The 25,879-nt window shown below is 66.3% G+C and carries 28 protein-coding genes, 1 tRNA gene and 1 riboswitch; of the genes, 18 read left to right on the forward strand and 11 right to left on the reverse strand.

The features are described 5' to 3' along the window. Positions 1-2: 2 nt before the first annotated feature. From DKG74_RS00875 to DKG74_RS00910, 8 genes are read right to left on the reverse strand one after another with little or no spacing between them, the layout of a single operon-like run. Positions 3-1,571 (reverse strand): proton-conducting transporter transmembrane domain-containing protein, encoded by a 1,569-nt coding sequence (locus DKG74_RS00875; protein WP_109901666.1) that lies wholly within the window; start codon positions 1,569-1,571, stop codon positions 3-5. Next, positions 1,568-3,064 (reverse strand): complex I subunit 5 family protein, encoded by a 1,497-nt coding sequence (locus DKG74_RS00880; RefSeq protein WP_109901668.1) that lies wholly within the window; start codon positions 3,062-3,064, stop codon positions 1,568-1,570. Before DKG74_RS00880 ends, DKG74_RS00875 begins: the two co-directional genes overlap by 4 nt. Continuing rightward, positions 3,061-4,542 carry a proton-conducting transporter transmembrane domain-containing protein gene (locus DKG74_RS00885; protein ID WP_109901670.1) on the reverse strand — a complete coding sequence of 494 codons (1,482 nt, stop codon included), beginning with the start codon at positions 4,540-4,542 and terminating at the stop codon, positions 3,061-3,063. Before DKG74_RS00885 ends, DKG74_RS00880 begins: the two co-directional genes overlap by 4 nt. After that, on the reverse strand, positions 4,539-4,922 hold the full coding sequence (locus tag DKG74_RS00890) for a cation:proton antiporter subunit C (RefSeq protein WP_109901672.1): 384 nt from the start codon (positions 4,920-4,922) through the stop codon (positions 4,539-4,541). Before DKG74_RS00890 ends, DKG74_RS00885 begins: the two co-directional genes overlap by 4 nt. Then, on the reverse strand, positions 4,919-5,896 hold the full coding sequence (locus DKG74_RS00895; protein WP_109901674.1) for a DUF4040 domain-containing protein: 978 nt from the start codon (positions 5,894-5,896) through the stop codon (positions 4,919-4,921). Before DKG74_RS00895 ends, DKG74_RS00890 begins: the two co-directional genes overlap by 4 nt. Before the next feature lie 4 nt (positions 5,897-5,900). Beyond that, positions 5,901-6,254, reverse strand: a complete 354-nt coding sequence (gene mnhG, locus DKG74_RS00900; RefSeq protein WP_109901676.1) for a monovalent cation/H(+) antiporter subunit G — start codon at positions 6,252-6,254, stop codon at positions 5,901-5,903. After that, positions 6,251-6,508 (reverse strand): MrpF/PhaF family protein, encoded by a 258-nt coding sequence (locus DKG74_RS00905; RefSeq protein ID WP_109901678.1) that lies wholly within the window; start codon positions 6,506-6,508, stop codon positions 6,251-6,253. The genes mnhG and DKG74_RS00905 overlap by 4 nt, the downstream gene beginning before the upstream one ends. 1 nt (position 6,509) lies before the next feature. Further along, on the reverse strand, positions 6,510-7,127 hold the full coding sequence (locus DKG74_RS00910; protein WP_109901680.1) for a Na+/H+ antiporter subunit E: 618 nt from the start codon (positions 7,125-7,127) through the stop codon (positions 6,510-6,512). 171 nt (positions 7,128-7,298) lie between these two features. Between DKG74_RS00910 and DKG74_RS00915 the strand changes: the two genes are divergently transcribed. Next, positions 7,299-7,832, forward strand: coding sequence for a cold-shock protein (locus tag DKG74_RS00915; protein WP_109901682.1), 534 nt, complete (start codon positions 7,299-7,301; stop codon positions 7,830-7,832). Positions 7,833-7,903: 71 nt separating this feature from the next. Here DKG74_RS00915 and DKG74_RS00920 read toward each other — a convergent pair whose 3' ends face one another. From DKG74_RS00920 to DKG74_RS00930, 3 genes are all read right to left on the reverse strand, one after another. Next, the gene (locus tag DKG74_RS00920; RefSeq protein ID WP_341475833.1) at positions 7,904-8,839 is read right to left on the reverse strand and encodes an ABC transporter substrate-binding protein; all 936 of its coding nucleotides are present in this window, start codon (positions 8,837-8,839) and stop codon (positions 7,904-7,906) included. Next, on the reverse strand, positions 8,836-9,624 hold the full coding sequence (locus DKG74_RS00925; protein ID WP_109902593.1) for an ABC transporter permease: 789 nt from the start codon (positions 9,622-9,624) through the stop codon (positions 8,836-8,838). The genes DKG74_RS00920 and DKG74_RS00925 overlap by 4 nt, the downstream gene beginning before the upstream one ends. 5 nt (positions 9,625-9,629) lie before the next feature. Then, positions 9,630-10,397: an ABC transporter ATP-binding protein gene (locus DKG74_RS00930; RefSeq protein WP_109902595.1), complete on the reverse strand. Its 768-nt coding sequence runs from the start codon at positions 10,395-10,397 to the stop codon at positions 9,630-9,632. Continuing rightward, positions 10,391-10,497: riboswitch (TPP riboswitch) on the reverse strand. It overlaps the preceding gene by 7 nt. 117 nt (positions 10,498-10,614) lie before the next feature. Between DKG74_RS00930 and DKG74_RS00935 the strand changes: the two genes are divergently transcribed. The 17 genes from DKG74_RS00935 (at position 10,615) to nuoN (ending at position 25,876) form a co-directional block, all read left to right on the forward strand. Continuing rightward, a complete protein-coding gene (locus DKG74_RS00935; RefSeq protein WP_109901684.1) occupies positions 10,615-11,067 on the forward strand; it encodes a DUF192 domain-containing protein in 453 nt (150 codons plus the stop codon). A 33-nt stretch (positions 11,068-11,100) separates the two neighbouring features. After that, a tRNA-Pro gene (locus DKG74_RS00940) sits at positions 11,101-11,177 on the forward strand. Positions 11,178-11,521: 344 nt separating this feature from the next. After that, positions 11,522-11,887: an NADH-quinone oxidoreductase subunit A gene (locus tag DKG74_RS00945; RefSeq protein WP_109901686.1), complete on the forward strand. Its 366-nt coding sequence runs from the start codon at positions 11,522-11,524 to the stop codon at positions 11,885-11,887. Continuing rightward, positions 11,878-12,414, forward strand: a complete 537-nt coding sequence (locus tag DKG74_RS00950; protein ID WP_341475834.1) for a NuoB/complex I 20 kDa subunit family protein — start codon at positions 11,878-11,880, stop codon at positions 12,412-12,414. Before DKG74_RS00945 ends, DKG74_RS00950 begins: the two co-directional genes overlap by 10 nt. A gap of 10 nt (positions 12,415-12,424) precedes the next feature. Next, complete coding sequence (locus DKG74_RS00955) at positions 12,425-13,081, forward strand: NADH-quinone oxidoreductase subunit C (RefSeq protein WP_109901690.1); 657 nt, start codon at positions 12,425-12,427, stop codon at positions 13,079-13,081. A gap of 12 nt (positions 13,082-13,093) precedes the next feature. Then, positions 13,094-14,272, forward strand: a complete 1,179-nt coding sequence (locus DKG74_RS00960) for an NADH-quinone oxidoreductase subunit D (protein ID WP_109901692.1) — start codon at positions 13,094-13,096, stop codon at positions 14,270-14,272. Then, a complete protein-coding gene (nuoE, locus tag DKG74_RS00965) occupies positions 14,269-14,892 on the forward strand; it encodes an NADH-quinone oxidoreductase subunit NuoE (RefSeq protein ID WP_109901694.1) in 624 nt (207 codons plus the stop codon). The genes DKG74_RS00960 and nuoE overlap by 4 nt, the downstream gene beginning before the upstream one ends. A 4-nt stretch (positions 14,893-14,896) precedes the next feature. Continuing rightward, complete coding sequence (gene nuoF, locus DKG74_RS00970) at positions 14,897-16,195, forward strand: NADH-quinone oxidoreductase subunit NuoF (protein ID WP_109901696.1); 1,299 nt, start codon at positions 14,897-14,899, stop codon at positions 16,193-16,195. 9 nt (positions 16,196-16,204) lie between these two features. Further along, positions 16,205-18,271 carry an NADH-quinone oxidoreductase subunit NuoG gene (gene nuoG, locus DKG74_RS00975; RefSeq protein ID WP_109901698.1) on the forward strand — a complete coding sequence of 689 codons (2,067 nt, stop codon included), beginning with the start codon at positions 16,205-16,207 and terminating at the stop codon, positions 18,269-18,271. Then, the gene (locus DKG74_RS21600) at positions 18,264-18,419 is read left to right on the forward strand and encodes a hypothetical protein (protein ID WP_165837468.1); all 156 of its coding nucleotides are present in this window, start codon (positions 18,264-18,266) and stop codon (positions 18,417-18,419) included. Before nuoG ends, DKG74_RS21600 begins: the two co-directional genes overlap by 8 nt. A 21-nt stretch (positions 18,420-18,440) precedes the next feature. Continuing rightward, complete coding sequence (gene nuoH, locus DKG74_RS00980) at positions 18,441-19,445, forward strand: NADH-quinone oxidoreductase subunit NuoH (RefSeq protein ID WP_109901700.1); 1,005 nt, start codon at positions 18,441-18,443, stop codon at positions 19,443-19,445. 11 nt (positions 19,446-19,456) lie between these two features. Further along, positions 19,457-19,945 carry an NADH-quinone oxidoreductase subunit NuoI gene (nuoI, locus tag DKG74_RS00985; protein WP_109901702.1) on the forward strand — a complete coding sequence of 163 codons (489 nt, stop codon included), beginning with the start codon at positions 19,457-19,459 and terminating at the stop codon, positions 19,943-19,945. 10 nt (positions 19,946-19,955) lie between these two features. Beyond that, positions 19,956-20,570, forward strand: a complete 615-nt coding sequence (locus tag DKG74_RS00990; RefSeq protein WP_109901704.1) for an NADH-quinone oxidoreductase subunit J — start codon at positions 19,956-19,958, stop codon at positions 20,568-20,570. A 3-nt stretch (positions 20,571-20,573) separates the two neighbouring features. Beyond that, entirely contained in the window at positions 20,574-20,882 is a 309-nt protein-coding gene (gene nuoK, locus DKG74_RS00995) for an NADH-quinone oxidoreductase subunit NuoK (RefSeq protein ID WP_109901706.1), read from the forward strand. A gap of 4 nt (positions 20,883-20,886) precedes the next feature. Further along, positions 20,887-22,866: an NADH-quinone oxidoreductase subunit L gene (nuoL, locus tag DKG74_RS01000; protein WP_109901708.1), complete on the forward strand. Its 1,980-nt coding sequence runs from the start codon at positions 20,887-20,889 to the stop codon at positions 22,864-22,866. Further along, positions 22,863-24,419: an NADH-quinone oxidoreductase subunit M gene (locus tag DKG74_RS01005; protein WP_109901710.1), complete on the forward strand. Its 1,557-nt coding sequence runs from the start codon at positions 22,863-22,865 to the stop codon at positions 24,417-24,419. The genes nuoL and DKG74_RS01005 overlap by 4 nt, the downstream gene beginning before the upstream one ends. Continuing rightward, on the forward strand, positions 24,419-25,876 hold the full coding sequence (gene nuoN / locus DKG74_RS01010; RefSeq protein WP_109901712.1) for an NADH-quinone oxidoreductase subunit NuoN: 1,458 nt from the start codon (positions 24,419-24,421) through the stop codon (positions 25,874-25,876). Before DKG74_RS01005 ends, nuoN begins: the two co-directional genes overlap by 1 nt. Positions 25,877-25,879 lie beyond the last annotated feature (3 nt).

Raw genomic sequence — 25,879 nt, forward strand, 5'->3', positions numbered from 1 at the left:
TCCTAGCCGAAGGAAACGATCAGCACGATGGTCAGAACCGTCAGCGTCCACAAGACCCCATCGCCGACCCCACCGATCGAGACATAGCGGGCAAGTCCGACCGCCGCATGGCCGACCAGCCGGCCGCCGCCGCCGATCAAGCCGGCAGCAGCCCCGCCGATGGCGTCGAGCGCCGCGCCGACGCGGCCAAAGCCCTGAACCGCCCCGATCACCCAGGACGGCATGGGCACGGCGAGCGCGCCGAGGGCGCCCGGCCGCTGGCGCAGCAGGCGCCGCACCGGTGTCAGCATGACGAGGGCGGCGGCGGCGAGGGCGATACCCTGCACGATCAGCGGCGTTGCATGGAAGGCGGCTTCGGCCTGCGGGCTGAGGGCGCCGCCGAAACTGCCGAGGGCAAGGCCGGCGAGGACGAGGAGCAGCGCGGCCGCGCCTTCGCGCAGGCTCAGGCGCTCACCGCCGGGTGTGCCGAATTTCTCGACCAGCGGGCGCAGGCCAGCGGTGGCGAAGACCACGGCGCCGACGACGACAATGACGATATCGGCCCAGCCGAGGCCGGCGTCGATCAGCGCCTCGCCGATCACTGCCTTGCCGAGGTAGCCGGCAAGGCCGGGCAGGCCGATGGTCAGGGCGGCCAGCAGGGCGAAGGGCCGCAACCCGGCCGGGGCCTTGCCGCCGCGCATTTCCAGCGCCCCGGCGACGACGAACAGGAGGGTGGCGTAGACGACATGGCCGATGGCGAGCAGGCGGACACCGTCCAGCGCCTCTGCCGTGCCGAGGCCGATGCCGGCGATCATCACGCCCAGCTGGCTGACCACGGCCCAGGTCAGCAGGCGGCGCCAGTCGGATTCGAACAGGGTCGGGATCACCGCCAGCACGGCCATGGCAAGGCCGAGCCAGATCAGCGCCGGCTCGCCCGGGAACAGGCGGGCGAGGGCGATCACGGCGACCTTGGTCGCGAAGGCGGAAAGAAAGATCGAACCGGTCGGGCTGGCCGCGGCATAGGCGTGGATCAGCCAGCCGTGCACCGGCGGCGCCGCCGCCTTGATCAAGAGGGCGAGGAGGACGAAGGCCCCGGCGGTCACGGTACCGTCGCTGCCAAGGGCGATGCCGACCAGCAGCAGCACGCCGGCCAGGACTTGCAGCAGCAGATAGGCGAGACCGGCGCGAATGGCGGCCTGGGTGCCGCCGGCCATGACGATGAGAGCAGAGGCGATGGCGATCACCTCGGTCCAGATCATCAGCCCGGCGAGGCTCCGGCTGGCGAGGGCGGCGCAGGCGGCGCCGGTGGCGACGAGGCCGGCAGCGATGGCGATCCGGTCCTCATGCGCGGCGGCGAACATCAGGCCGGCCCCGGCGACGAGATGGAAGGCGATGGCGAGCGCGGCATCGAGCGGCTCAAGGACCGGCGCGCCGCCCGCCATGAACATCAGCCACAGGCTGGCCAGCAGGCCGAGGAAGCCGACATTGCGCGCGGCAATCGGGATGGGCAGCAAGCCGGCGAGAAGGCCCGCCAGCACGAGCGGCCAGCCCGGCGGCAGCAGCGCCAGATCGAGGGCGAGGGCTTCGGTCATGGCAGCACTCCAAGGCCGATGGCCGGCGCGACGAAGCGCAGGATCGCGGGCGCCGCGACGAAGAGGACGAGGCAGCCGAGCGCCGTCACGACGGGCGGGATCAGGGCAAGCAGGGGCAGATGTCCGCTGCCATGGCCGTGATCGTCGTGAGGCAGGGCGTGGGGGTCTTCCGCGCCCGGCTTGCCGAACACGGCGGTGATGAAGATCGGCGCCAGATAGCCGAGGGTCAGCAGGGTCGAGAGACCGAGGCAGCCGATCAGCAGATAGAGATCGCGCGCCGACGCCGCCTCGAGGAGCAGGAATTTCGGCCACATGCCGCCAAGGGGCGGCAGGCCGGCGACCGACAGCGCGCCGACGAGGAAGGAGGCCATGAGCAGCGGCAATTTCGCGCCGATGCCGGCGATTTCCGACAGTTTCTTCTTGTGGGTCGCGACCTGGATCGCGCCCGCGCCGAAGAACAGCGTGATCTTGCCAAAGGCGTGCATCACAAGCTGCAGGATGCCGGCCGCGATGGCGAGGGGGGAGCCGATGGCGACCGCGAGCGTGACCATGGCGAGCTGGGCCACGGTCGAATAGGCGAGCCGCGCCTTCAGGTCGTCCCTTGTCATGGCGATGACGCTGGCAGCGATGACGCTGGCGGCGGCGATGACGATCAGCACATCGCCGACGCCCCGTCCGATCACGTCAATGCCGAAGATATAGACGGCGATCTTGAGCAGGGTGAAGACGCCCGCCTTCACCACGGCGACGGCGTGCAAGAGGGCAGAGACCGGGGTCGGCGCCACCATGGCGGCAGGCAGCCAGCCGTGCAGCGGCATCAGCGCCGCCTTGCCGACGCCATAGGCGAAGAGGAGGAGGAGCACGGTCAGCGCGCCGTCGCCCAGCTTGCCGTCGAGAATGCCGCCCGCGGTGAAATCGAGGGTGCCGGCCGCGCTCCAGGTCCACAGGATGGCGCCGAGGAAGGGCACGAGCGAGGTTGCCAGCAGATAGGCGAGGTAACGCCGCGCGCCCGCGATGGCGCCTTCGGTCTGCCAGTGCACGACCAGCGGATAGGTGACGAGGGTCAGGGCTTCATAGGCGACAAAGAGCGTCGCGAGGTTACCCGCCATGGCGATGGCCATCGCGGCGGACAGCGCGAGGGCGAAACAGGCATAGAATCGGGTCTGGCGCGGCGCGTGCTCGGCCCGCATGTAGCCGATGGAATAGAGCGAGTTGAGCCCCCACAGTCCGGCGGCGACCCCGGCGAAGACGAGACCGATCGGCTCCGCCCGCAGCATCAGGGTAAAGCCGGGCAGGATCTGGGCGAGGGCGATGGTCGGGGCCGTGCCGGCATCGAAGCCGGCGATCAGCTGCCAGACGGTGAAGGCAAGGCCCGCCGCCGCCGCCAGCGTCACCGCCTCGCGCAGGTTGGGCGAGCGGCCGGCAAGGGCGATGAGCAGCGCCGCCGCCAGCGGCAGCAGGATCGCGGTCAGCATCAGGTCGGCGGTGGTCATGGCGCGGTCCCGATCATCTGGGCAGCGATCCGCGAGGCGAGGGTCAGCATCGGCTCGCTCCAGATGCCAAGGCCGAGGGTGGCGGCGCCGAGCAGGCCGGCCGGCAGGATGAAGGCGGGATGCAGGTCGCGGCGGGGGCGCGGCTTCTCGGGCACGGCCAGCATCCCCGCTTCGACGATGCGCCAGATATAGGCGACGGTGATGAGCGAGGTCAGCAGCACGCCGCCGACGACGAGCCAGTTCGCCTGATCGAAGGCCAGCTTGATGACGACGAGTTTGGAGACGAAGCCGGCGGTCAACGGCACGCCGATCAGGGCGAGGCCGCCGAGGACGAGAAGGCCGAAGGCGACGGGCATGTCCTTGGACAGGCCGGCCAGCGCCTCCATCCGGGTGGAGCCGCGGCGGTGCAGGACGGCGGCGGTGGTCGCGAACATGCCGCCCTTGATGATGGCGTGGTTGAACAGGTTGACCAGGGCGGCGGCGATGCCGGCGACCCCGCCGAGGCCGAGGGCGACCAGCATCAGGCCGAGATTGGCGATGGAGGAATAGGCCAGCAGGCGGCGCAGGTCCTTGGTCGTTACCGCGATGACCGAACCCGCGAGCAGCATGGCGAGGCCGATGGGCGGCAGCAGGGCGGCGAAATTCACCCGGCCGATCTCGCCCGGGGTGTCGAACACGAAATCCGACATGCGGATCAGCATGTAGATGGCGACCTTGGTCGCCGTCATGGCGAGGAAGGTGCCGATGGCCGCCGGGGCGTAGGCATAGGCATTGGGCATCCAGCGGTGCAGGGGCAGCATGGCCGCCTTCAGCGCGACGCCGACGAAGATGAAGGACGAGCCGACGAGAATCGCCCGCTTGGGCGCCGTCGCCATCCGCTCGCCGAGATCGGCCATGTTCAGCGTGCCGGTGACGACATAGAGGAAGGCGATGCCGATGACGAAGAAGGTCGCCCCGGTCGCGCCGAGGATCAGATAGTCGAAGGCCGCGGTCAGGGCGCGGCGGTCCGTGCCGGCGCCCATGGCGATCAGCACATAGGTCGAGAGCGAGGAGATTTCGAGGAAGACGAAGACATTGAAGATATCGCCGGTGACGACGATGCCGACAAGACCGGCGAGGCACAGCAGGAAGGCGGCGAAGAGGCGCGGCCGGTCGCCCGGCGACACCGCGCCCTGCAGCGACACCGGCAGGAACAGGGCAACCAGCGTCGCGGCATAAGACAACAGGCAGGCCATGGCCGCGGCCAGCAGGTCGATCCGGTATTCGATGCCGATGGGCGGTGCCCAATTGCCGAGGTGGTAGGAAATCACCGTGCCGTCGAGGGTCTGGCACAGCAGCAGCGTCGCCAGCACGGCGTCGAGCGCGGCGATGACGAGCGCGGCCGCGCCGGCGATGGCGGGATTGCGAATAAGGGCGACGAGCGGTGCCGAGAGCAGCGGCAGCACGACGACAAGGACGGCGGCGTTCTGGGCGATCATGAGCGGGCCTCCCCATCGGGCGGCAGCTCGGGCATGGTCAGGGGCAGCAGGTCCTCTTCCTCGATGGTGCCGAAACTCTCGCGGATGCGGACGGCGAGGGCGAGGCCGACCGCCAGCGTGGCGACGCCGACCACGATGGCGGTCAGGATCAGCACCGAGGGCAACGGGTTGGAGTAGCTGTTGAAGCCGGGCGAGAGGATGGGCGGGGTCGCCCCGTCGACGACGCCGATGGCGATATAAAGCACGAAGACCGAGACCTGGAAGATGCCAAGGCCGATCAGCTTTTTGACGAGATTGCCCTGGGCGATGACGATATAGAGACCGGTCATCATCAGCACGATGACCGCCCAATAGGGGAACAGGCCGACGAGATCGCTCATGGCTCGCTCCGACGGCTGGCGAAGCGCTGGAACAGAAGGGTCATCACACAGGTCACGGTCATGAAGACGCCCAGTTCGATCGCGGTCAGGCCGATCTGCTGGCCGGTCGGCCCGGCGGAAAGGGCGTCGTAGTCGAGAAAATTCCGGCCGAGGGCCAGGGTGACGAGGCCGGTGCCGCCATAGGTCAGCACGCCGAGGGCAGCGATCACCTGCAGCACCCGCTCAGGCACCAGCCGGTTGAGCCGGTCGATGCCGAAGACGAGGCCATAGAGGATGAGCGCGCCGCCGAGGATCGCGCCCGCCTGGAAGCCGCCACCGGGGCTATAGGCGCCGTGGAACTGGACATAGGGCGCGAGGAACAGGGTCATTGGCACGAAAAGCGTCGCCACGCTGCGCAGGATCACGTCGCGATCCGCCCGCGCCGGGGCATCGCCACGATGCAGCGGCCGCGACTGGGAGCCGCCGAGCAGCAGGAGGACACCGAGCGCGGCGGTGAAGACCACCACCGTCTCGCCCATGGTGTCGTAACCGCGATAGGCACCGAGGACCGAGGTGATGACGTTGGGAATGCCCATCTCGGCCGCGCTCTCGTTCAGGTAATGGGGCGCGACATGGAGATTGGCGGGGGCGGCGGGATCGCCGAAGCGCGGCAGCTCCAGCGTGCCATAGACAAGGGCGAGGCCGCAGACGGTCGAGACGAGGAGGCCGACCGCGGAGGCGCGCCGGCCGACCCGCTTCTCGCGCCGGCCGGTCAGGCGGATGGCGGCGAGGGTCAGCACGGTCGAGACGCCGGCGCCGACGCAGGCTTCGGTGAAGGCGACGTCCGGCGCGTCGAACAGCACGAAGATGGCGCAGCAGGTGAAGCTGAAGATGCCCGACAGCATGGTGACGACGAGAAGGTCGTCCATGAAGGCGATGGCGACGGCAAGGGCGCCGAGCGCGGCCAGCAGGCCGATCATCAGGAGCGTTTCCATCGGACTATTCCCCCGGCACGGCCGGCGGCGGCCGGTCCTCGTGCAGGCTGGGGCGCAGCCCCGACCGGAAGGCCGCCCGGGCCAGCGCATGGCAGCTGGCAGGCGAGGCGAAGAGCGCGACAATCAGCACGATGAGCAGCTTGACCGCGGTCAGGATGTCGGGCGACAGCACGGCGAGGCCGACAAGAATGCCGATGGCGCCCGCGGTATCGGTCACGCCCGAGGCATGGGCCCTTGTGTAGAAGTCGGGCAGGCGGACGAGGCCGAGCGCGCCGACGAGCGCGGCAAGGCCGCCGATGCCGATCAGCACGTCGCCGACGACAAGCCGCGCCAGGTCGAAAATGTCGGGCAGGGTCATGACCGCTCCTTGTCGCCGACGAGGTAGCGCAGCACGGCGATGGTGCCGATCAGGTTCAGCACGGCATAGACGAGGGCGATGTCGATGAAGTCATAGCGATCCGTGGCGAAGCCGAGGACGGCGATGAGCAGGATCGTCTTGGTGCCGATCACGTTCAGCGACAGCACCCGGTCGAACACCGTGGGGCCGGAAATGGCGCGAATCAGGGCGAGGGCGAAGGTCACGAACAGCGCGACGGCGACGGCTGCGAACATGTCAGGCGACCTTGCCGCGGAAATTTTCGTCGAGCACGGTGCAGCGCCGGTCCATTTCGCCGTCCTGCAGCGAAGCCAGTCCTTCGCGGTGCAGCGCGTGAATCAGGAACTGATCGCCCTCGGCGAGGACGGTGATCGTGCCTGGCGTCAGGGTGATCGAATTGGCGTAGAGCGTCTTGCACAGATCGGTCTTCTGCGAGGCGTGAACCCAGCCCATGGCGGGACTCGGCGGCTTGCCGAGGCCGAGGACACAGCGGATCACGTCGATGTTGGCCTTCACGATTTCGACCAGCAGCCAGCGCCAGTAGATCACCAGCGCCACCACCAGCGAGAAGGGCTGATAGTCCCGCGACACCAGCCCGAGGCGGGTCAGCAGGAGAATCACGCCGACCACCGAGAGAATGGAGGTGACAAGCAGAAAAGGGGAAAAATGCCCGGATAGACCCATCCACAGGAAATAGAACGCGGCACCAAGCAGCAGTCTTTGTGTCACCGGCCTCCCTTTCAGCCTTGTCGCTGTGATTTCGTTAGCCATAAATGTGCCGAAAATACCGGGGAATGCAATGCCGTTGGCTTCTGTATTGCGCGGTGCAATAGGTGCGCCGCAACAAATCTGCATCCAATCGGGTGTCAATTGATGGCGCGACAGCCCATCATTCTGCGTGACACAAAGGTGTCGTGATGTGATGATGGCGTCACAAAGGACGCAGGAAAATCTGCGCGTAAAAATAGGGGGATAGCCAGAAAAGGTGACCTGCCCGTCATCTTTTCAGTGTGGGAAGAGTAGCTCATGGAACAGATCATGGCGGCGGGTGGCGGCGCCGAATTCGCCACAATCGAAATCTCCGGTCGGGTCAAGTGGTTCGACATGACGAAGGGCTACGGCTTCGTCACGCCGGGGGACGGCCAGGGAGATATCCTGCTTCATCTGTCGGCCCTGCGTCAGGCGGGGCTCGACCACGTCGACGAGGGGGCAACGCTTCGCTGCGAGGCGGTTCGCCGGCCCAAGGGCTTTCAGGCATTGCGGGTGATCGACCACGATCCCTCGACCGCCTTGCCCTCGGACCGATTGCGACCGCCGCCCAGGCGGGCTCTGCCCCAGGTCGAGGATGCCGGGTCGCCGGTACCGGCCACGGTGAAATGGTTCAACCGTGCCCGGGGTTACGGCTTCGTCTCGCGCGGCGAAGGCACGCCCGACATCTTCGTGCATATGGAAGTGTTGCGACGATCGGGGGTGATCGAGGTGGCGCCAGGCCAGTCGGTCACGGTCCGCATCGTCGAGAGCGACAAGGGACCGCAGGTCGCGGAATTGAAACCTTCCTAGGTACAGCCCCCTCCGGGGTGTGACCAACGGCGCGTCCCGGGCAGGGCACGCGCCGTTTCTTTTTGTGACGCTCAGCGCGGCGGGGCGGCGTAATCGCCGGCATCGCCGGCCCGGGCGATCAGGCCGGCCTCCTTCAGGAAGGCGGCGATGCGGGCGAAACGCCCGGGATCGAGGGCGGCCGGGCTGGCGGCGAGGCGGGGCAGGGTCAGGCCCCAGGCTTCCCGGTTCAGGTCGTCGTTCAGCTCCGGGTGGTCCTTGACGAAGGCGGCCCAGGCGGCGTCGGGATGATTGAGCGTATAGCTGACACCGGCCTCGAGGGCGGCGTTGAAGCGGGCGATGCGCGGATCGCCCGCCTTGTCGGCGGCGGCGACCACGACCAATTCGTCATAGGCGGGCACGCCGTGATCCTCGACCGCGAAGATGCGCGCGGGCTTGCCGAGAAGGCGCATCTCCGGGATCTCGAAATTGCGGAAGGCGCCGATGACGCCGTCGACCTGGCCCGAAGCCAGCGCCGTCGCCAGGGCGAAATTCACGTTGATCAGGGTGACGTCGGACGGGGCGAGGCCGGCACTCTTCAGCATGGCCTGCAGCAGCGCGTCCTCGAAACCGGCGACCGAATAGCCGATCTTGCGACCCTTGAGGTCGGCGATGGTCTTCACCGGCCCGTCGGCCAGCACGGCGAGACTGTTCAGCGGCGTATCGACGAGGGTCGCGACCCGGCGCAGGGGCAGGCCCTCCTCGACCAGCAGCACCAGCTGCGGCTGATAGGTGACGGCGAGGTCGGCCTTGCCGGCGGCGACCAGTTTCGGCGGATCGTTCGGGTCGGACGGCGCGATCAGCTCGACCTCCAGCCCTTGCGCGGCGAAATAGCCCTGGCTCTGCGCGGCGAAGAGCGCGGCATGGTCGGGGTTGACCGCCCAGTCGAGCAGCACGGTCAATCTGTCGGCCGCCGCCGCGGGCAACGACAGCAGGCAAAGGGCGAGAAGGGGCGCGAGGCGTTTCATCATGTCGGTTCCGACTCCTTCAGGATATCCGTGGAATTGGCCCATGGCGTCGCCCGGCGCAGGGCGCCGTCAACGAGGCGATACAGCAGCAGGGCGATGACGGCGAGCAGGGCGAGGGCGGCGAACATCAGGTCGATCTTGGCCCGGGCATTGGCCTGCAGCATCAGCCAGCCGAGGCCGCCGGCCGAGCCGACCCATTCCCCGATCACGGCGCCGATGGGCGCAACCGCGGCGGCGATGCGCAGGCCAGAGCCAAGGGCGGGCAGGGCGGCCGGCCCATAGAGGTGGCGCAGCAGGCGCCAGCGCCGGCCACGTGGCGACCCGCCGCCCGTCATCACCCGCGCGAGATCGACGAGCCCGGGCTCCAGCCGCGCGATACCGTCGGCGAGGGCGATGGTGACCGGAAAGAAGATGACGATGGCGGCCATGGCGATCTTCGAGGCCATGCCATAGCCGAGCCAGAGCACGAGCAGGGGCGCGATGGCGAAGACCGGCACCGCCTGGCTGGCGATCACCAGCGGCAGCAGGATGCGTCGCAAGGGCCGCGACGCTGAGATGGCGATGGCGGCACCGATGCCGATCAGGGTGCCGATGACGAGGCCGAGGCCGATTTCGGCGAGGGTGATCAGCCCATGGTCGAGCAACAGCGCGCGGTCGAGCCACAGCCGGCGCGCGACGGCGGCGGGGCCTGGGAGGATGAAGGGGGGCGGCGCGAACAGCGTGACCGCCCCCTGCCACAGCAAAAGGATGGCGATGCCGGCGCCCAGCGCGGCGGCGAGACGGCCCATGGACTTCATCCCTGCGCGCCCCCATCGCCGAGGCTTTCGAACAGGCGGCCGAGGGCGGCGGCGAAATCGCCCCGCGCCTGATCGCGCGGGATGGCGCCGCCCGGCACCTCGATCTCGCGCAACGCGCCGGGGCGGCTGTTCAGCACCAAAACCCGGTCGCCGAGGCGCAGGGCCTCGGCGGGGTCGTGGGTGACCAGCAGCACTGTCCGCCCGGCAAGGGCACGGGCGGTCACCTCTTGCAGGCGGTGGCGCGTCACCGCGTCGAGGGCGGAGAAGGGCTCGTCCATCAGGACGACCGGCCGGTCCTCGTAAAGCGTGCGGGCGAGGGCGGCGCGCTGGCGCATCCCGCCCGACAGGGCCTCCGGCCGCAGGTCGATGGCGGGGCCGAGGCCGAGGCGGGTCAGGATGGCGCGGGCACGGCTCTCGTCCGGCGCCTCGCCGCGCAGGCGGGCACCCAGCATCGTGTTGTCGATCAGCCGGGCCCAGGGCAGCAGATGGTCGCGCTGCGCCATCATGGCGATCCTTCCGGCGAGGGGGGCGCCATCACCGGCCGACACCGTACCGGAAAGGCCCGCCGCGGGCAGGCCGGCGATGAGTTTCAGGAGACTGGTCTTGCCGATGCCGCTCGGCCCCAGAAGGCAGGTGGTGCGCCCGCCGTCGAGGGTCAGGTCGAGGCCGGCGAAATGGCAGGTGTCACCGAAGCGCAGCGCGGCGCCGGAAATCACGATGGCAGGCGACCTGCCGGCAGCGGCCGGCCCGTCGGGCACAGTCATGGAACCACCCATCCCTACGCCGGTGCGAGCCGGATCAGGTTCTAGGGGTCGTTCCGCGTGGAACCTCTCAGCCGGCGCTCCGGCTCCCCCGAGTGAAGAGGTGCGGACTATGCCCGCCGGGGACGGGCCGGGCAAGGGCTTATTGCCCATAGGACCCGCGCATGGTGGACCCGCGCATGGTCTTGACGCTGCGCCGGCCCATGGGCATCGTCGCGTCATGATCCGCCGCCTGTTTCAGTCCCTTCTGTTCGTGCTGTCCTTCGCGTCGGCGCTGCCGGCCATGGCGGCGACGCGCGTCGACGATCTGGTGATCGCGACGGCGGACGGCCGCAATCTGCCGTTCCGGGTCGAAATGGCGCTCGACGACGAGTCGCGGGCGAAGGGCCTGATGTTCCGCCAATCGCTGGCGCCCGACGGCGGCATGTTGTTCTTGTGGGGCCGGCCGGTCGGTATCGTGATGTGGATGAAGAACACGCCCATCCCGCTCGACATGCTGTTCGTCGATCAGGCAGGTGTGATCATCCGGATCGCCCGGCAGACCGTACCCTATAGTCTCGACAATATTCCGGCCGGCGCGCCCGCCCTCGGCGTGCTCGAAGTCGCGGGCGGCACGGCCGATCGCCTTGGCATCCATGCCGGCGATCGCATGGTGCATCCCGCCTTTCATTGAACCGCGCCCGGCCCTCGTGTATGAGGGCGGCGACGGGGCGTAGCTCAGCCTGGTAGAGCGCCTGCTTTGGGAGCAGGAAGTCGCAAGTTCGAATCTTGTCGCCCCGACCACGCACCCGGCCGCGACCGGCGCGGACCGACCGTCTCTCTTCAGAACCGCGTGGCGATCGACCGGACATGGCGTGGGTCCGTCGAGGGTGCCCTTGCGAAGAATTCTCAAACTCGCAGGCGGGCTTAGACTTTTGTCGGGGCGACAAGGCTTTGTCCGCTGCGCCGCGATAGGAAGACACGGTTTCGGCTGGACCGATCACTTTCTTTGAGCTAATCCGGCGCCTATACTCCCTCGATCGAAAGGGGTTGGCAGCAGAATCCGGCTTTCGCCGCTGACGCGGTTGTAAGGGCGGGGGGCTTCTGTCGGTCCGGTCGGTCCCTTCCTCGCGTTTCACGGATTCCGCATGGACGAGCTGCTGAAGGAATATCTGCCCATCCTGATCTTCCTCGGGGTGGCGCTGGGCCTGTCGATCGCGATGATCGTCGCCTCGCTCATCGCTGGCGAACAGAAGCCCGATACCGAGAAATTGTCGGCCTATGAATGCGGCTTCGACGCCTTCTCCGACGCGCGCGGGCGATTCGACGTCCGCTTCTACCTCGTCTCGATTCTCTTCATCATCTTCGACCTCGAAGTCGCCTTCCTGTTCCCCTGGGCGATCTCGCTCGGCGACATCGGCGTGTTCGGCTTCTGGTCGATGATGGCGTTCCTCGGCGTTCTCACCGTCGGCTTCTGTTACGAATGGAAGAAGGGGGCTCTCGAATGGGAGTGATCACCAGGCCGGAAGGCGCCGCCGTCCCGGTGAAGGATCCGTTCTTCACCGATATCTCGGACGAACTGGCCGACAAGGGCTTCCTCGTCACCAATCTCGACAGTCTGGTGAACTGGGCGCGCACGGGGTCGCTGTGGTGGATGACCTTCGGTCTCGCCTGTTGCGCGGTCGAGATGATGCATTCCTCCATGCCGCGCTATGACATGGAGCGTTTCGGCGTCGCCCCGCGCGCCTCGCCGCGCCAGTCCGACGTGATGATCGTCGCCGGCACCCTGACCAACAAGATGGCGCCCGCCATGCGCAAGGTCTACGACCAGATGTCGGAGCCGCGCTGGGTCATCTCCATGGGCAGCTGCGCCAACGGCGGCGGTTACTATCATTATTCGTATTCGGTGGTGCGCGGCTGCGACCGCATCGTGCCGGTGGACGTCTATGTGCCGGGCTGCCCGCCCACGGCCGAGGCGCTGCTCTACGGCATCCTGCAGCTGCAGAAGAAGATCCGCCGCACCCAGACGATCGCGAGGTAACGGGCGGATCATGGCGCTCTATCCCAATCCCGAGGCCGTGGCGGCCGAAGTCGCCACCCTCGAAGCCCTGATCGGCAACGAAAAGCTGGGCGTGACCGGCGTCTCCGTCTTCGTCGGCGAAGTGACCGTCACCGCCGAGGCGGCGAAGATCCTCGATCTGCTGACGTATCTGAAGGCAGAGCCGTCGCTGCTGCTCGACCAGCTGCTCGACGTCTGTGGGGTCGACTATCCGGAGCGCGACCAGCGTTTCGACGTCGTCTATCATCTGCTGTCGATGCGCAAGAACCTGCGTCTTCGCGTGAAGATCCGCACCGACGAGGACACCCCGGTGCCGTCCGTGGTCGATCTCTACCCGACCGCCGGCTGGTTCGAGCGCGAGGCCTGGGATCTCTACGGCATCTTCTTCGCCGGCAATCCGGACCTGCGCCGTATCCTCACCGATTACGGTTTCGAGGGGCATCCCCTGCGCAAGGACTTCCCGCTCACGGGCTATGTCGAGCTGCGCTACGACGAGGAGCAGAAGCGCGTCGTCTACGAGCCGGTGAAGCTGACCCAGGAATTCCGCCGCTTCGACTTCCTCAGCCCCTGGGAAGGCGCCAAATACATCCTGCCGGGCGACGAGAAGGCAGCGGCCCCCGCCGCGCCGCCCGCCCCCGCGAAGAACTGACGAGGCGTCCAGATGGCCGAAGTCGACATCAAGTCCTACAGCCTGAATTTCGGGCCGCAGCATCCGGCGGCCCACGGCGTTCTGCGTCTCGTCATGGAACTCGACGGCGAGATGATCGAGCGCTGCGATCCGCACGTCGGCCTGCTGCATCGCGGCACCGAGAAGCTGATCGAGCACAAGACCTACATGCAGGCGGTGCCCTATTTCGATCGGCTGGACTACGTCTGCCCGATGAATCAGGAACATGCCTTCGTTCTCGCGGCGGAAAAGCTGATCGGCTGTACCATCCCGGAGCGGGCGCAATATCTGCGCGTGCTCTGGTGCGAAATCGGCCGGATCACCAACCACCTGATGAACACCATGTCCCACGGCATGGACGTCGGCGCGCTCACCCCCATCCTCTGGGGTTTCGAGGAGCGTGAGAAGCTGATGTGCTTCTACGAGCGGGTCTGCGGCGCCCGCCTGCACGCGGCCTATTTCCGCGTCGGCGGTGTCCATCAGGACATGCCGGCGGGCCTCGCTGAAGACATCATGGCCTGGACCGAGAGCTTCCCCAAGGTGCTGGACGATCTCGAGAATCTGATCGTCGAGAACCGCATCTTCAAGCAGCGCAACGTCGACATCGGCGTCGTCTCGGCCGAGGATGCGATCGCCTGGGGCTTCACCGGCCCGATGCTGCGCGGCTCGGGCGTTGCCTGGGATCTGCGCAAGGCGCAGCCCTATGAAGTCTACGACAAGATGGAATTCGACGTGCCGGTCGGCCGCCATGGCGACTGCTACGATCGTTTCGTCCTGCGCTTCTATGAAATGCGCGAGTCGCTGAAGATCATCCGTCAGGCCATCCAGCAGATGCCGAAAGGCCCGGTGATGACCGAGGATGGCAAGGTCGCCCCGCCCCGTCGCGGCGACATGAAGCGTTCGATGGAAGCCCTGATCCATCACTTCAAGCTCTATACCGAAGGCTTCCACGTGCCGGCCGGCGAGGCTTATGCCGCGGTCGAGGCGCCCAAGGGCGAATTCGGCGTCTATCTGGTCTCGGACGGCAGCAACAAGCCTTATCGCTGCAAGATCCGCGCTCCGGCTTTCGCCCACCTGCAGGCCATGGATTTCATGGCCAAGGGGCACATGCTGGCCGACGCGCCGGCAATCATCGGCAGTCAGGATATCGTGTTCGGGGAGGTCGACCGTTGAGCCATGGCGTAGCGCCCGCGGGCCCGTTCGAACAGCCCGCCAGCTTCGAGTTCTCCGCCGAGAACAAGGCATGGGCGGATAAGATCATCGCGCGCTATCCGGCTGGCCGGCAGCAGAGCGCCATCGTGCCGCTGCTCGACATCGCGCAGCGCCAAAGCGGCGGCTGGCTGCCGCGGGCGGCCATGGAATATCTGGCCGAGCTTCTGGGCATGGCCGTGATCCGCGTCTATGAAGTGGCGTCGTTCTACACGATGTTCAATATGGCGCCGGTTGGAAAACATCTGGTGCAGGTCTGCACCACGACGCCGTGCTGGCTGCGCGGTTCGGACGCGGTGCTGGCGGCCTGCAAGTCGCGCCTTGGCATCGACATCAACCAGACGACGCCGGACGGCCAGTTCAGCCTGATGGAAGTCGAATGCCTGGGCGCCTGCGTGAACGCGCCGATGATCCAGGTGAACGACGATTTCTACGAAGACCTGACGGCGGAGACGACGCTGAAGGTGCTCGACGCGCTGGCGCGGGGCGAGAGCCCGAGGACCGGCCCGCAGATCGAGCGTCAGACGTCCTGCCCCGAAGGCGGGCCGACCACGCTGACCACCTTCAAAGCGGCAGGGGAGTGACGCGATGCTTCAGGACAAGGATCGCATTTTCACCAACCTCTACGGTTTCGAGGACTGGAGCCTGCCCGCCGCCAAGATGCGCGGCGACTGGGACGGCACAGCCGAGATCATTTCCAAGGGTCCGGACTGGATCATCAACGAGATGAAGGCCTCGGGCCTGCGCGGCCGTGGCGGCGCCGGCTTCCCGACCGGCATGAAGTGGTCCTTCATGCCGAAACAGTCGGACGGCCGCCCGAGCTATCTCGTCGTCAACGCCGACGAATCCGAGCCCGGCACCTGCAAGGACCGCGACATTATCCGTCACGATCCGCAGAAGCTGATCGAAGGCTGCCTGATCGCCGGCTTCGCCATGCGCGCGGTCGCCGCCTATATCTACATCCGCGGCGAATTCATCCAGGAGCGCCGCCGGTTGCAGGCCGCGGTCGACCAGGCCTATGAGGCGGGGCTGATCGGCAAGAACGCGGCCGGTTCCGGCTATGACTTCGACGTCTTCGTGCATCATGGTGCCGGCGCCTATATCTGCGGCGAAGAGACGGCGCTGATCCAGAGCCTCGAGGGCAAGAAGGGCCAGCCGCGCCTGAAGCCGCCGTTCCCGGCCGGCGTCGGCGTCTGGGGTTGCCCGACGACGGTGAACAACGTCGAATCCATCGCCGTGGCGCCGACCATCCTGCGCCGGGGCGGTGCCTGGTTCGCCGGTCTCGGCCGGCCGAACAACACGGGCACCAAGGTCTTCTGCATCTCGGGCCATGTGAACAAGCCCTGCAATGTCGAAGAGGAAATGGGCATTCCGCTCAAGGACCTCATCGAGAAGCATTGCGGCGGCGTGCGTGGCGGCTGGGACAATCTGCTGGCGGTGATCCCCGGCGGCTCGTCGGTGCCGATGCTGCCCAAGGCGATCTGCGACGAGGTCCTGATGGATTTCGACAGTCTGCGCGCCCAGCGCTCCGGCCTCGGCACGGCGGCGGTGATCGTGATGGACAAGTCGACCGACCTGATCAAGGCGATCGCCCGGCTGGCCAAATTCTACAAGCACGAGTCCTGCGGCCAGTGCACGCCCTGCCGCGAGGGCACGGGCTGGATGTGGCGCGTGATGGAGCGCATGGTCCAGGGCAAGGCCGAGATCGAGGAGATCGACACCCTGCTCGAGGTCACGACCCAGATCGAAGGCCATACCATCTGCGCCCTCGGCGATGCCGCGGCCTGGCCGATCCAGGGCCTGTTCCGGCATTTCCGTCCGGTGGTCGAACAGCGTATCGCGGACTACAAGGCCCGGACCGCGTCCCGGGCCGTGGCCGCGGAGTGAGGTGATCCGATGCCCATATTGACCGTTGACGGCAAGACCGTCGAAGTCCCGGCCGGCGCCAACGTGCTGCAGGCCTGCGAAGCGGCCGGCGTCGAGATTCCGCGCTTCTGCTATCACGAACGCCTGTCCATCGCCGGCAATTGCCGCATGTGTCTGGTCGAGCAGGAAAAGGCGCCGAAGCCCATCGCCTCCTGCGCCATGCCGGCGGCCGACAACATGGTGATCAAGACCAACACCCCGCTGGTGCGCAAGGCGCGCCGGGGCGTGATGGAATTCCTGCTGATCAACCATCCGCTGGATTGCCCGATCTGCGATCAGGGCGGCGAATGCGACCTGCAGGATCAGGCGATGGCCTATGGTTTCGACCACAGCCGTTACCAGGAAAACAAGCGCGCCGTGTCTGAGAAATACATGGGCCCGCTGATCAAGACGACCATGACCCGCTGCATCCAGTGCACCCGCTGCGTGCGCTTCGCGACGGAAGTGGCCGGGGTCGAGGAAATCGGCGCCATCGGTCGCGGCGAGACCATGGAAATCACCACCTATCTCAATCAGGCGGTGACCTCCAACCTGTCGGGCAATGTCATCGACCTGTGCCCGGTCGGCGCCCTGACCTCCAAGCCCTATGCCTTCGCTGCCCGCCCGTGGGAGCTGAAGAAGACCGAGAGCATCGACGTTCATGACGCGCTCGGCTCGGCGATCCGGGTCGATGCCCGGGGTGCCGGCGTGCTGCGCATCCTGCCGCGCCTGAATGACGACGTGAACGAGGAGTGGATCTCGGACAAGACCCGCTTCGCCGTCGACGGTCTCGCCAAGCGCCGTCTCGACCGGCCCTATGTCCGGGTGAACGGCAAGCTGCAGCCGGCGAGCTGGGACGAAGCCTTCGCCGCCATTGGCGCCGCGCTGTCCTCGACCCCGGCGGCCAAGGTCGCGGCGCTTGCCGGCGATCTCGCCGACGCCGAGGCGATCAAAGCTCTGAAGGACCTGATGACGGCGATCGGCTCGACCTCGACCGATTGCCGGATCGACGGCGCCAAGCTCGACGCTTCGGTGCGCGCGTCCTATCTGTTCAATTCCGGCCTCGCCGGGATCGAGGAGGCGGATGCCCTGCTGCTGATCGGCAGCGATCCGTCGGCCGAGGCGGCGGTGCTGAATGCCCGCATCCGCAAGCGCTGGCTGAAGGGCGGCTTCAAGGTCGCGGCCATCGGCCCCAAGGTCGACCTGACCTACAAGGCGGAATTCCTGGCCGACGGTTCGGAAGTCCGCAATGGTCTTGTCGCCGGGGAAGGCTTCGGCGCCGTCCTCAAGGCAGCCGCCAAGCCCATGATCATCGTCGGTCAAGGCGCACTGGCGCGCGAAGACGGCGATGCGGTGCTCGGTTTCGCACGCAGGCTCGCGGAGGCGACCGGCGTCGTGAAGGATGGCTGGAACGGTTTCAACGTGCTGCATACCGCGGCATCGCGCGTCGGCGCGCTCGATCTCGGCTTCGTGCCGGGCGAGGGCGGCCTGTCGACGGCGGATGTCGAGGCGGGCAAGGCGGATTTCGTCTGGCTGCTCGGCGTCGACGAGATCGACATGACCAACCTGAAGGCGCCCTTCGTCGTCTATCAGGGCAGCCACGGCGATGCCGGCGCCCATGTCGCCGACGTCATCCTGCCGGGCGCGGCCTATACCGAGAAGTCGGGCACCTATGTCAACACCGAGGGCCGGGTCCAGCGCACCAAGCGCGCCGTGTTCCCGCCGGGCGATGCCCGCGAGGACTGGGCGATCCTGCGCGCCTTCTCGGACCGCGTCGGCAAGAAGCTGCCCTATGACAGCCTCGCCCAGCTGCGCGCGAAGATGGTGGAACAGGTGCCGCACCTCGGCCAGATCGACGCGGTGACACCGGCGGCATGGGCGGCCTTCGGCGGCGAGGGGGAAATCTCCCCGGCGCCGCTGTCTTACGCGGTCGAGAATTTCTATCTCACCAATCCGATCGCCCGCGCCTCGGCCACCATGGCCGAATGCGTCGCGGTCAAACAGGAAACGGCTTGCGGTTGCGGCCACAGCCACGGGGCGACGGGCACTCATGGTTAATCTGTTCGCGGAGGCGGTCGTTCCTCTGATCGCGATTTCCGCCGAAGTGGTGGGCGTGCTTCTGCCGCTCGCCCTTGCGGCCATCGTCGCCGTGGCGGCCCTGGTGTGGCGCGAACTCGCGCCGCATCTGGCCCCCGCGAGCGCCTGATCTGTAGACGAGGCGGATGAAATGGGCGAAATGCTCCTCGAACTCCTGATCATCCTCGCGAAGATTTTCGCGATCGTGGTGCCGCTTCTGGTCGCGGTCGCCTTCACGACCCTGCTCGACCGCAAGGTCTGGGCGATGATGCAGCTGCGCAAGGGCCCGAACGTGGTCGGTCCCTTCGGCCTGCTGCAGCCCTTCGCTGACGGTCTGAAGCTGCTGACCAAGGAAACGATCATCCCGGCGGGCGCCAACAAGGGCGTCTTCCTGATCGCGCCGGTACTGACCTTCACCCTGGCGCTGATCGCCTGGGCGGTCATTCCCTTCGGCGACGGTGTCGTGCTGGCCGACATCAACGTCGGCATCCTCTATCTCTTCGCGATCAGCTCGCTCGGTGTCTATGGCATCATCATGGGCGGCTGGGCGTCGAACTCGAAGTATCCCTTCCTTGGGGGCCTGCGCTCGGCGGCGCAGATGGTGTCCTACGAAGTCTCGATCGGCTTCGTCATCGTCACCGTCCTGCTCTGCGTCGGCTCGCTGAACCTCAACGACATCGTGAAGGCGCAGGAACATGTCTGGTTCATGTTCCCGCTGTTCCCGATGTTCATCGTCTTCTTCATCTCGGCCCTGGCCGAGACCAACCGTCCGCCCTTCGATCTGCCGGAAGCGGAGTCGGAGCTGGTGGCCGGTTTCCAGATCGAATATTCGTCGATGGCCTTCGCGCTGTTCATGCTCGGCGAATACGGCAACATGATCCTGATGAGCGCGATGACCTCGCTGCTCTTCCTCGGCGGCTGGCAGCCGTTCTCGCCGTTCGGTCTCCTCGACTGGATCCCGGGTCCGATCTGGTTCTTCATCAAGACCTTCGCCGTCCTCTTCACCTTCTGCTGGGTGAAGGCGACCGTGCCGCGCTACCGCTACGACCAGCTGATGCGCCTCGGGTGGAAGGTGTTCCTGCCGTTCTCGCTGTTCTGGCTGGTGCTGACGGCGGGCGCGCTGGTCACCTTCGGCTGGCTGCCGGTGAAGGGCTGAGGAGAAACGTCATGGCATTTCTCGACCGTACCGCCCGCGCCTTCCTGCTGACCGAACTGGTCAAGGGGATGATGCTGACCTTCAGCTATTCCTTCAAAAAGAAGGCGACGATCAATTACCCTTACGAAAAGGGCCGTCTGTCCCCGCGCTTCCGGGGCGAGCACGCGCTGCGCCGTTATCCCAACGGCGAGGAACGCTGCATCGCCTGCAAGCTGTGCGAGGCGATCTGCCCGGCGCAGGCCATCACCATCGAGGCCGAACCGCGCGACGATGGCAGCCGCCGCACCACGCGCTACGACATCGACATGACGAAATGCATCTACTGCGGCTTCTGCCAGGAAGCCTGCCCGGTCGATGCCATCGTCGAGGGCCCGAACTTCGAGTTCGCGACCGAAACCCGCGAGGAGCTGATGTACAACAAGGACAAGCTGCTCGCGAATGGCGAGCGGTGGGAGCGCGAGATCGCGGCGAATATCGCCGCCGACGCGCCCTATCGGTAAGGGGGCGACCGTGACCATTTCGGCTCTCGTCTTCTACCTCTTCGCCTGTATCACCGTCGGCTCGGCGGTGATGGTGATCTCGTCGCGGAACCCGGTGCATTCCGTGCTGTTCCTCATCCTCGCCTTCTTCAATTCGGCGGGGCTGTTCCTGCTGCTCGGCGCCGAATTCCTGTCGATGATCCTGGTCATCGTCTATGTCGGCGCGGTCGCGGTGCTGTTCCTCTTCGTCGTCATGATGCTGGATGTGAACTTCACCGAACTGCGTCAGGGCTTCCTGCAGTATCTGCCGGTGGGCGGGCTGATCGGCCTTATCCTGCTGGTCGAATTGCTGCTGGTGCTCGGCTCGTGGACCGTGATCCCGGATGCCGCCACCTTCGCGGCGGCACGGGCGCCCGATATCGCGGCCGTGTCCAATACCGACGCCATCGGCCGGATCATGTACACGCAATATCTGCTGCCGTTCCAGACCGCGGGCGCGATCCTGCTGGTCGCCATGATCGGCGCCATCGTGCTGACGCTCCGGCATCGCCCGGGCGTGAAGCGCCAGGTGATCTCGGCCCAGGTCTCGCGCACCATGAAGACCGCGGTCGAGGTCAAGAAAGTCCAGCCGGGGCAGGGGATCTGAGCCATGGAAATCGGGCTTGGCCATTATCTGACCGTGGCGGCGATCCTCTTCGTGATCGGCGTCTTCGGCATCTTCCTCAACCGGAAGAACGTCATCATCATCCTGATGTCGATCGAACTCATGCTGCTGGCGGTGAACCTGAATCTGGTCGCCTTCTCCAGCTTCCTGGGCGATCTCGCGGGGCAGGTCTTCGCGCTTCTCATCCTGACCGTTGCCGCGGGCGAGGCGGCGATCGGTCTTGCCATCCTCGTCATCTATATCCGCAACCGCGGCTCCATCGCGGTTGAGGATATCAATCTCATGAAGGGCTGACGGCATGATCGCGGCCATTGTATTTCTGCCGCTGCTCGGGGCCGTCATTGCCGGCTTCTTCGGGCGGCTGATCGGGGCGCGCGGGGCGCAGCTCGTCACCTCGGCGCTGCTGGTCGTCTCGGCGGTGCTGTCGTGGATCACCTTCTTCTCGGTGACCGGCGAAGAGGGCGGGACCGAGAAGGTCCACCTGATGACCTGGATCCTGTCGGGCACGCTCGACGTGGAATGGGCGCTGCGGGTCGACACGCTGACCGCCGTCATGCTGGTCGTCGTCAACAGTGTCTCGGCGCTGGTGCACATCTATTCCGTCGGCTACATGGCCGAGGACCCGCATATTCCGCGCTTCCACGCCTATCTGTCGCTCTTCACCTTCGCCATGCTGATGCTGGTGACCGCCGACAATTTCGTGCAGGTCTTCTTCGGCTGGGAAGGCGTCGGTCTCGCCTCCTACCTGCTGATCGGCTTCTGGTACAAGAAGCCTTCGGCCAATGCGGCGGCGATCAAGGCCTTCGTCGTCAACCGGGTGGGCGACTTCGGCTTCGCGCTCGGCATCTTCGCGATCTTCCTCGTCTTCAACAATCTGTCGTTCGACGCGGTCTTCGCGGCGGCCGGCAGCGAGGCGGGCAAGACCTTCAACTTCCTCGGCTATGACGTCGACATCCTGACGACGATCTGCCTGCTGCTCTTCGTCGGCTGCATGGGCAAGTCGGCGCAGCTCGGCCTGCACACCTGGCTGCCGGACGCGATGGAGGGCCCGACCCCGGTCTCCGCCCTCATCCATGCCGCGACCATGGTCACCGCCGGCGTCTTCCTCGTCGCCCGCTGTTCGCCTCTGTTCGAACATGCGCCCTTCGCGCTCGAGGTGGTGACGGTGGTCGGCGCGACCACGGCCTTCTTCGCGGCGACGGTCGGTCTCGTCCAGAACGACATCAAGCGCGTGATCGCCTATTCGACCTGTTCGCAGCTCGGCTACATGTTCTTCGCGGCGGGTGTCGGCGCTTATGAAGCGTCGGTGTTCCACCTGTTCACCCACGCCTTCTTCAAGGCCCTGCTGTTCCTCGGCGCCGGTTCGGTCATCCATGCGATGCACCACGAACAGGACATGCGCCACATGGGCGGGACCTGGAAATACATCAAGCTGACCTATGCGATGATGTGGATCGGCAACCTCGCCCTTGCCGGGGTGCCGCCCTTTGCCGGCTTCTTCTCGAAGGACATGATCCTCGAGGTCGCCTATGCGGCCCATACGGGGGTCGGCAATTATGCCTTTACCCTTGGCATCATCGCCGCTGGCTTCACCGCCTTCTATTCGTGGCGCCTGCTGTTCATGACCTTCCACGGCGAGAAACGCTGGGGCGGTCATGGCCATGGCGACCACGGCCATGGTCACGACGATCACGGTCACGGGCATACCCCGCACGAGAGCCCGCTGGTCATGCTGGTGCCGCTGCTGCTGCTCGCGGTCGGCGCGGTCTTCGCGGGTTACTTCTTCTTCGACAGTTTCGTCGGCGAGGAGCAGGAAGCCTTCTGGAAGGGCGCGATCTATGTCGCCGAGACCAACAAGGTGATCGAGAATGCCCACCATGTGCCCGGCTGGGTCAAGGCCGCGCCGCTGGTGGTGACCGCGCTCGGCATCTTCGTCGCCTGGGTGTTCTATATCGCCAAGCCCAAGTGGCCCGCGGCCCTGGCCGCGACCCACCGCGAGGCCTATGCCTTCCTGCTGAACAAGTGGTATTTCGACGAACTCTATAACCTCGTGTTCGTCGGCGGTGCCCGCATGTTCGGCCGGCTGTTCTGGAAGGGCGGCGACGGCGCCATCATCGACGGCCTCGGCCCCAACGGCATCTCGGCCCGCGTGCTCGACGTCGCGCGGCGGGCGGTGAAGCTGCAGTCCGGCTTCGTCTATCACTATGCCTTCGCGATGCTGATCGGCGTCGCGGTGCTCGTTTCCTGGTATGTCTACAAGATGGGCGTGACGCCATGATCGCGGACCTGGCCCAAGGGTGGCCGATACTCTCGGTAGTCACCTTCCTGCCGCTCGTCGGCGCGCTCCTCATTCTGCTCACGCGGGGTGAGGGCGAGGCGACGGAGCGAAGCATCCGCTCGATCGCGCTGATCACGACGATCGTGACCTTCCTCGTCTCGCTCATCCTGTGGGCGGGCTTCAGGGATGGCACGGCGGAGTTCCAGTTCGTCGAGAAGCACGCCTGGATCGGCGAAACCATCACCTATCACATGGGTGTCGACGGGATTTCGATCCTCTTCGTCATCCTGACCACCTTCCTGATGCCGCTGTGCATCCTCGCGTCGGACGTGATCCACACGCGGGTGAAGGAATATATGGTCGCCTTCCTGGTGCTCGAGTCGCTGATGCTCGGCGTCTTCTGCGCCCTCGACCTCGTGCTGTTCTACCTGTTCTTCGAGGCCGGCCTCATCCCGATGTTCCTGATCATCGGCATCTGGGGCGGTCCGCGGCGCATCTACGCGACCTTCAAGTTCTTCCTCTACACGCTGCTCGGCTCGCTGCTCATGCTGCTCGCGATCATCGCGATCTACCTGACCGCGGGCACGACCGACGTCGTCGAGCTGATGAAGTTCAACTTCCCGGTCGGGATGCAGTACTGGCTGTGGCTCGCCTTCTTCGCCTCCTTCGCGGTGAAGGTGCCGATGTGGCCGGTGCACACCTGGCTGCCCGACGCCCACGTCGAGGCGCCGACGGCCGGTTCGGTCATCCTGGCCGGCGTCCTCCTCAAGATGGGCGGCTACGGCTTCATCCGGTTCTCGCTGCCGCTGTTCCCGGATGCCTCGGTCTATTTCGCCCCGCTCATGTTCGGCCTCTCGGTGGTCGCGATCATCTATACGTCGCTGGTCGCCCTCGTGCAGGAGGACATGAAGAAGCTGATCGCCTATTCGTCGGTCGCGCACATGGGCTTCATCACCCTCGGCACCTTCTCCTTCACCGAGCAGGGGCTGCAGGGCGCGATCATCCAGATGATCAGCCACGGCATCGTCTCGGGCGCGCTGTTCCTCTGCGTCGGCGTCGTCTATGACCGCCTGCATACCCGCGAGATCGCCCGCTACGGCGGCCTCGTGAACCGGATGCCGGTCTATGCCTTCACCTTCATGCTGTTCACCATGGCGACCGTCGGTCTGCCGGGCACCTCGGGCTTCGTCGGCGAATTCCTGATCCTCGCGGGCACTTTCAAGGCCAGCACCGTGGCGACCTTCTTCGCCGCGACCGGCCTCATCCTCGGCGCGGCCTATTCCCTTTATCTCTACCGCCGGGTGGTGTTCGGGGAACTGGTCCATGCCGACCTGCAGGACATGGAAGACCTGAACTGGCGTGAGAAGGTGACCTTCCTGCCGCTGATGCTGACCGCGCTGTGGATCGGCATCTATCCGACCTATTTCACCACTGCCACCGATGCCTCGGTGCAGAATCTGATCACCCAATTCCACGCCAAGATCGCCGCCAATGCCGCCGCAGCGGCCCCGGCCGACGCGGCGCCCGAGGCGGGTCAGGGGACGGGCAACTGATGACCTCGACATTTTCTGCGGACATCGCGCTGATTCTGCCTGAGCTGATCCTCGCGGTCGGCGCCCTGGCCCTGCTGCTGGTGGGCGCCTATCGCGGCGAGGGCAGCAGCCGTCTCGTCGGTCTCGGCGGCATGGCCGTGATCCTCGTGGCGCTTTTCTTCACCGCCTGTGCCGGCACGGGCGAAACCGCCCATGGCTTCAACGACATGGTGGTGGTCGACGGGTTCGGCCGCTTCATGAAGGTGCTGGTGCTGATCGGCGCCCTGGTCGCCATTCCGATGTCGGTCGATTTCCTGAAGCGCGCGGGGGCCGACCGGTTCGAGTTCCCGGTGCTGATCCTGCTGGCGACCGCCGGCATGATGCTGATGGTCTCGGCCAACGATCTGATCACCCTTTATGTCGGGCTGGAGCTGCAGTCGCTGTCGCTCTATGTCCTCGCCGCGTTCCTGCGCGACGATGCCCGCTCGACCGAGGCCGGCCTGAAGTATTTCGTCCTCGGCGCGCTGTCGTCGGGCATGTTGCTTTATGGCTGCTCGCTGATCTACGGCTTCTCGGGCACGACGAATTTCTCCGATCTGGCCAAGGGCATCGCCACGCTGGGCGAGCATGGCGCGGGCATCGGCCTCGTCGTCGGCATCGTCTTCCTGGTCGCCGGCCTTGCCTTCAAGGTCTCGGCCGTGCCGTTCCACATGTGGACGCCCGACGTCTACGAAGGCTCGCCGACGCCGGTCACCGCCTTCTTCGCGGCGGCGCCCAAGGTGGCGGCCATGGCCCTGTTCCTGCGCGCACTGACGACGCCCTTCGGCGAGATCGTCGCGCAGTGGCAGCAGATCATCATCTTCGTCTCGATCGCTTCCATGCTGCTCGGCGCCTTCGCGGCGATCGGCCAGACCAACATGAAGCGGCTGCTGGCCTATTCCTCCATCGGTCACGTCGGTTATGCCCTGGTCGGGCTCGCCGCCGGGGGCGAGCAGGGGATCCGCGGCGTCCTCGTCTATATGGCGATCTACATGGTCATGACGCTCGGCACCTTCGGCGTGCTGCTCGTCATGCGCAAGGACGGCAAGCCGGTCGAGAGCATCGCGGATTTCGCCGGCCTCGGCCGGACCCATCCGTGGCTGGCCTTCGTCATGGCGGCCTTCATGTTCTCGCTGGCCGGCATTCCGCCGCTGGCCGGGTTCTTCGCCAAATTCTACGTCTTCATTTCGGCGATCGAACACGGGCTCTACACGCTCTCGGTCATCGGCATGTTGTCGAGCGTCGTCTCCGCCTTCTATTACCTGCGGGTGGTGAAGGTGATGTATTTCGACGCGCCGGAAGGCCAGCTGGAGACGCCGTTCCCCCTCGCGTCGCGCGTTGTGGTGACGGTGACGGGTGCGGTCACGGTGCTCTATTTCATCGTGCCGGGGCCGCTGGTCGCCATCGCCGGCGCGGCGGCCAAGACCCTCGTCCGCTGACGG

The sequence above is a fragment of the Zavarzinia aquatilis genome, assembly GCF_003173035.1.
Classification (GTDB): domain Bacteria; phylum Pseudomonadota; class Alphaproteobacteria; order Zavarziniales; family Zavarziniaceae; genus Zavarzinia; species Zavarzinia aquatilis.

What these genes read in the sequence shown, in the direction of transcription:
- mnhG (WP_109901676.1), bottom strand. Translation starts at nt 6,254, where the DNA reads ATGACCCTGCCCGACATTTTCGACCTGGCGCGGCTTGTCGTCGGCGAC.
- DKG74_RS00935 (WP_109901684.1), top strand. Translation starts at nt 10,615, where the DNA reads ATGATCCGCCGCCTGTTTCAGTCCCTTCTGTTCGTGCTGTCCTTCGCG.
- DKG74_RS21600 (WP_165837468.1), top strand. Translation starts at nt 18,264, where the DNA reads ATGGTTAATCTGTTCGCGGAGGCGGTCGTTCCTCTGATCGCGATTTCC.
- DKG74_RS01005 (WP_109901710.1), top strand. Translation starts at nt 22,863, where the DNA reads ATGATCGCGGACCTGGCCCAAGGGTGGCCGATACTCTCGGTAGTCACC.
- DKG74_RS00880 (WP_109901668.1), bottom strand. Translation starts at nt 3,064, where the DNA reads ATGACCACCGCCGACCTGATGCTGACCGCGATCCTGCTGCCGCTGGCG.
- DKG74_RS00895 (WP_109901674.1), bottom strand. Translation starts at nt 5,896, where the DNA reads ATGGAAACGCTCCTGATGATCGGCCTGCTGGCCGCGCTCGGCGCCCTT.
- DKG74_RS00915 (WP_109901682.1), top strand. Translation starts at nt 7,299, where the DNA reads ATGGAACAGATCATGGCGGCGGGTGGCGGCGCCGAATTCGCCACAATC.
- nuoH (WP_109901700.1), top strand. Translation starts at nt 18,441, where the DNA reads ATGGGCGAAATGCTCCTCGAACTCCTGATCATCCTCGCGAAGATTTTC.
- nuoN (WP_109901712.1), top strand. Translation starts at nt 24,419, where the DNA reads ATGACCTCGACATTTTCTGCGGACATCGCGCTGATTCTGCCTGAGCTG.
- DKG74_RS00960 (WP_109901692.1), top strand. Translation starts at nt 13,094, where the DNA reads ATGGCCGAAGTCGACATCAAGTCCTACAGCCTGAATTTCGGGCCGCAG.
- DKG74_RS00885 (WP_109901670.1), bottom strand. Translation starts at nt 4,542, where the DNA reads ATGATCGCCCAGAACGCCGCCGTCCTTGTCGTCGTGCTGCCGCTGCTC.
- DKG74_RS00910 (WP_109901680.1), bottom strand. Translation starts at nt 7,127, where the DNA reads ATGCAGATTTGTTGCGGCGCACCTATTGCACCGCGCAATACAGAAGCC.
- nuoF (WP_109901696.1), top strand. Translation starts at nt 14,897, where the DNA reads ATGCTTCAGGACAAGGATCGCATTTTCACCAACCTCTACGGTTTCGAG.
- DKG74_RS00925 (WP_109902593.1), bottom strand. Translation starts at nt 9,624, where the DNA reads ATGGGCCGTCTCGCCGCCGCGCTGGGCGCCGGCATCGCCATCCTTTTG.
- DKG74_RS00950 (WP_341475834.1), top strand. Translation starts at nt 11,878, where the DNA reads ATGGGAGTGATCACCAGGCCGGAAGGCGCCGCCGTCCCGGTGAAGGAT.
- DKG74_RS00890 (WP_109901672.1), bottom strand. Translation starts at nt 4,922, where the DNA reads ATGAGCGATCTCGTCGGCCTGTTCCCCTATTGGGCGGTCATCGTGCTG.
- DKG74_RS00875 (WP_109901666.1), bottom strand. Translation starts at nt 1,571, where the DNA reads ATGACCGAAGCCCTCGCCCTCGATCTGGCGCTGCTGCCGCCGGGCTGG.
- DKG74_RS00905 (WP_109901678.1), bottom strand. Translation starts at nt 6,508, where the DNA reads ATGTTCGCAGCCGTCGCCGTCGCGCTGTTCGTGACCTTCGCCCTCGCC.
- nuoK (WP_109901706.1), top strand. Translation starts at nt 20,574, where the DNA reads ATGGAAATCGGGCTTGGCCATTATCTGACCGTGGCGGCGATCCTCTTC.
- nuoI (WP_109901702.1), top strand. Translation starts at nt 19,457, where the DNA reads ATGGCATTTCTCGACCGTACCGCCCGCGCCTTCCTGCTGACCGAACTG.
- nuoG (WP_109901698.1), top strand. Translation starts at nt 16,205, where the DNA reads ATGCCCATATTGACCGTTGACGGCAAGACCGTCGAAGTCCCGGCCGGC.
- DKG74_RS00930 (WP_109902595.1), bottom strand. Translation starts at nt 10,397, where the DNA reads ATGACTGTGCCCGACGGGCCGGCCGCTGCCGGCAGGTCGCCTGCCATC.
- nuoL (WP_109901708.1), top strand. Translation starts at nt 20,887, where the DNA reads ATGATCGCGGCCATTGTATTTCTGCCGCTGCTCGGGGCCGTCATTGCC.
- DKG74_RS00945 (WP_109901686.1), top strand. Translation starts at nt 11,522, where the DNA reads ATGGACGAGCTGCTGAAGGAATATCTGCCCATCCTGATCTTCCTCGGG.
- DKG74_RS00920 (WP_341475833.1), bottom strand. Translation starts at nt 8,839, where the DNA reads ATGATGAAACGCCTCGCGCCCCTTCTCGCCCTTTGCCTGCTGTCGTTG.
- DKG74_RS00955 (WP_109901690.1), top strand. Translation starts at nt 12,425, where the DNA reads ATGGCGCTCTATCCCAATCCCGAGGCCGTGGCGGCCGAAGTCGCCACC.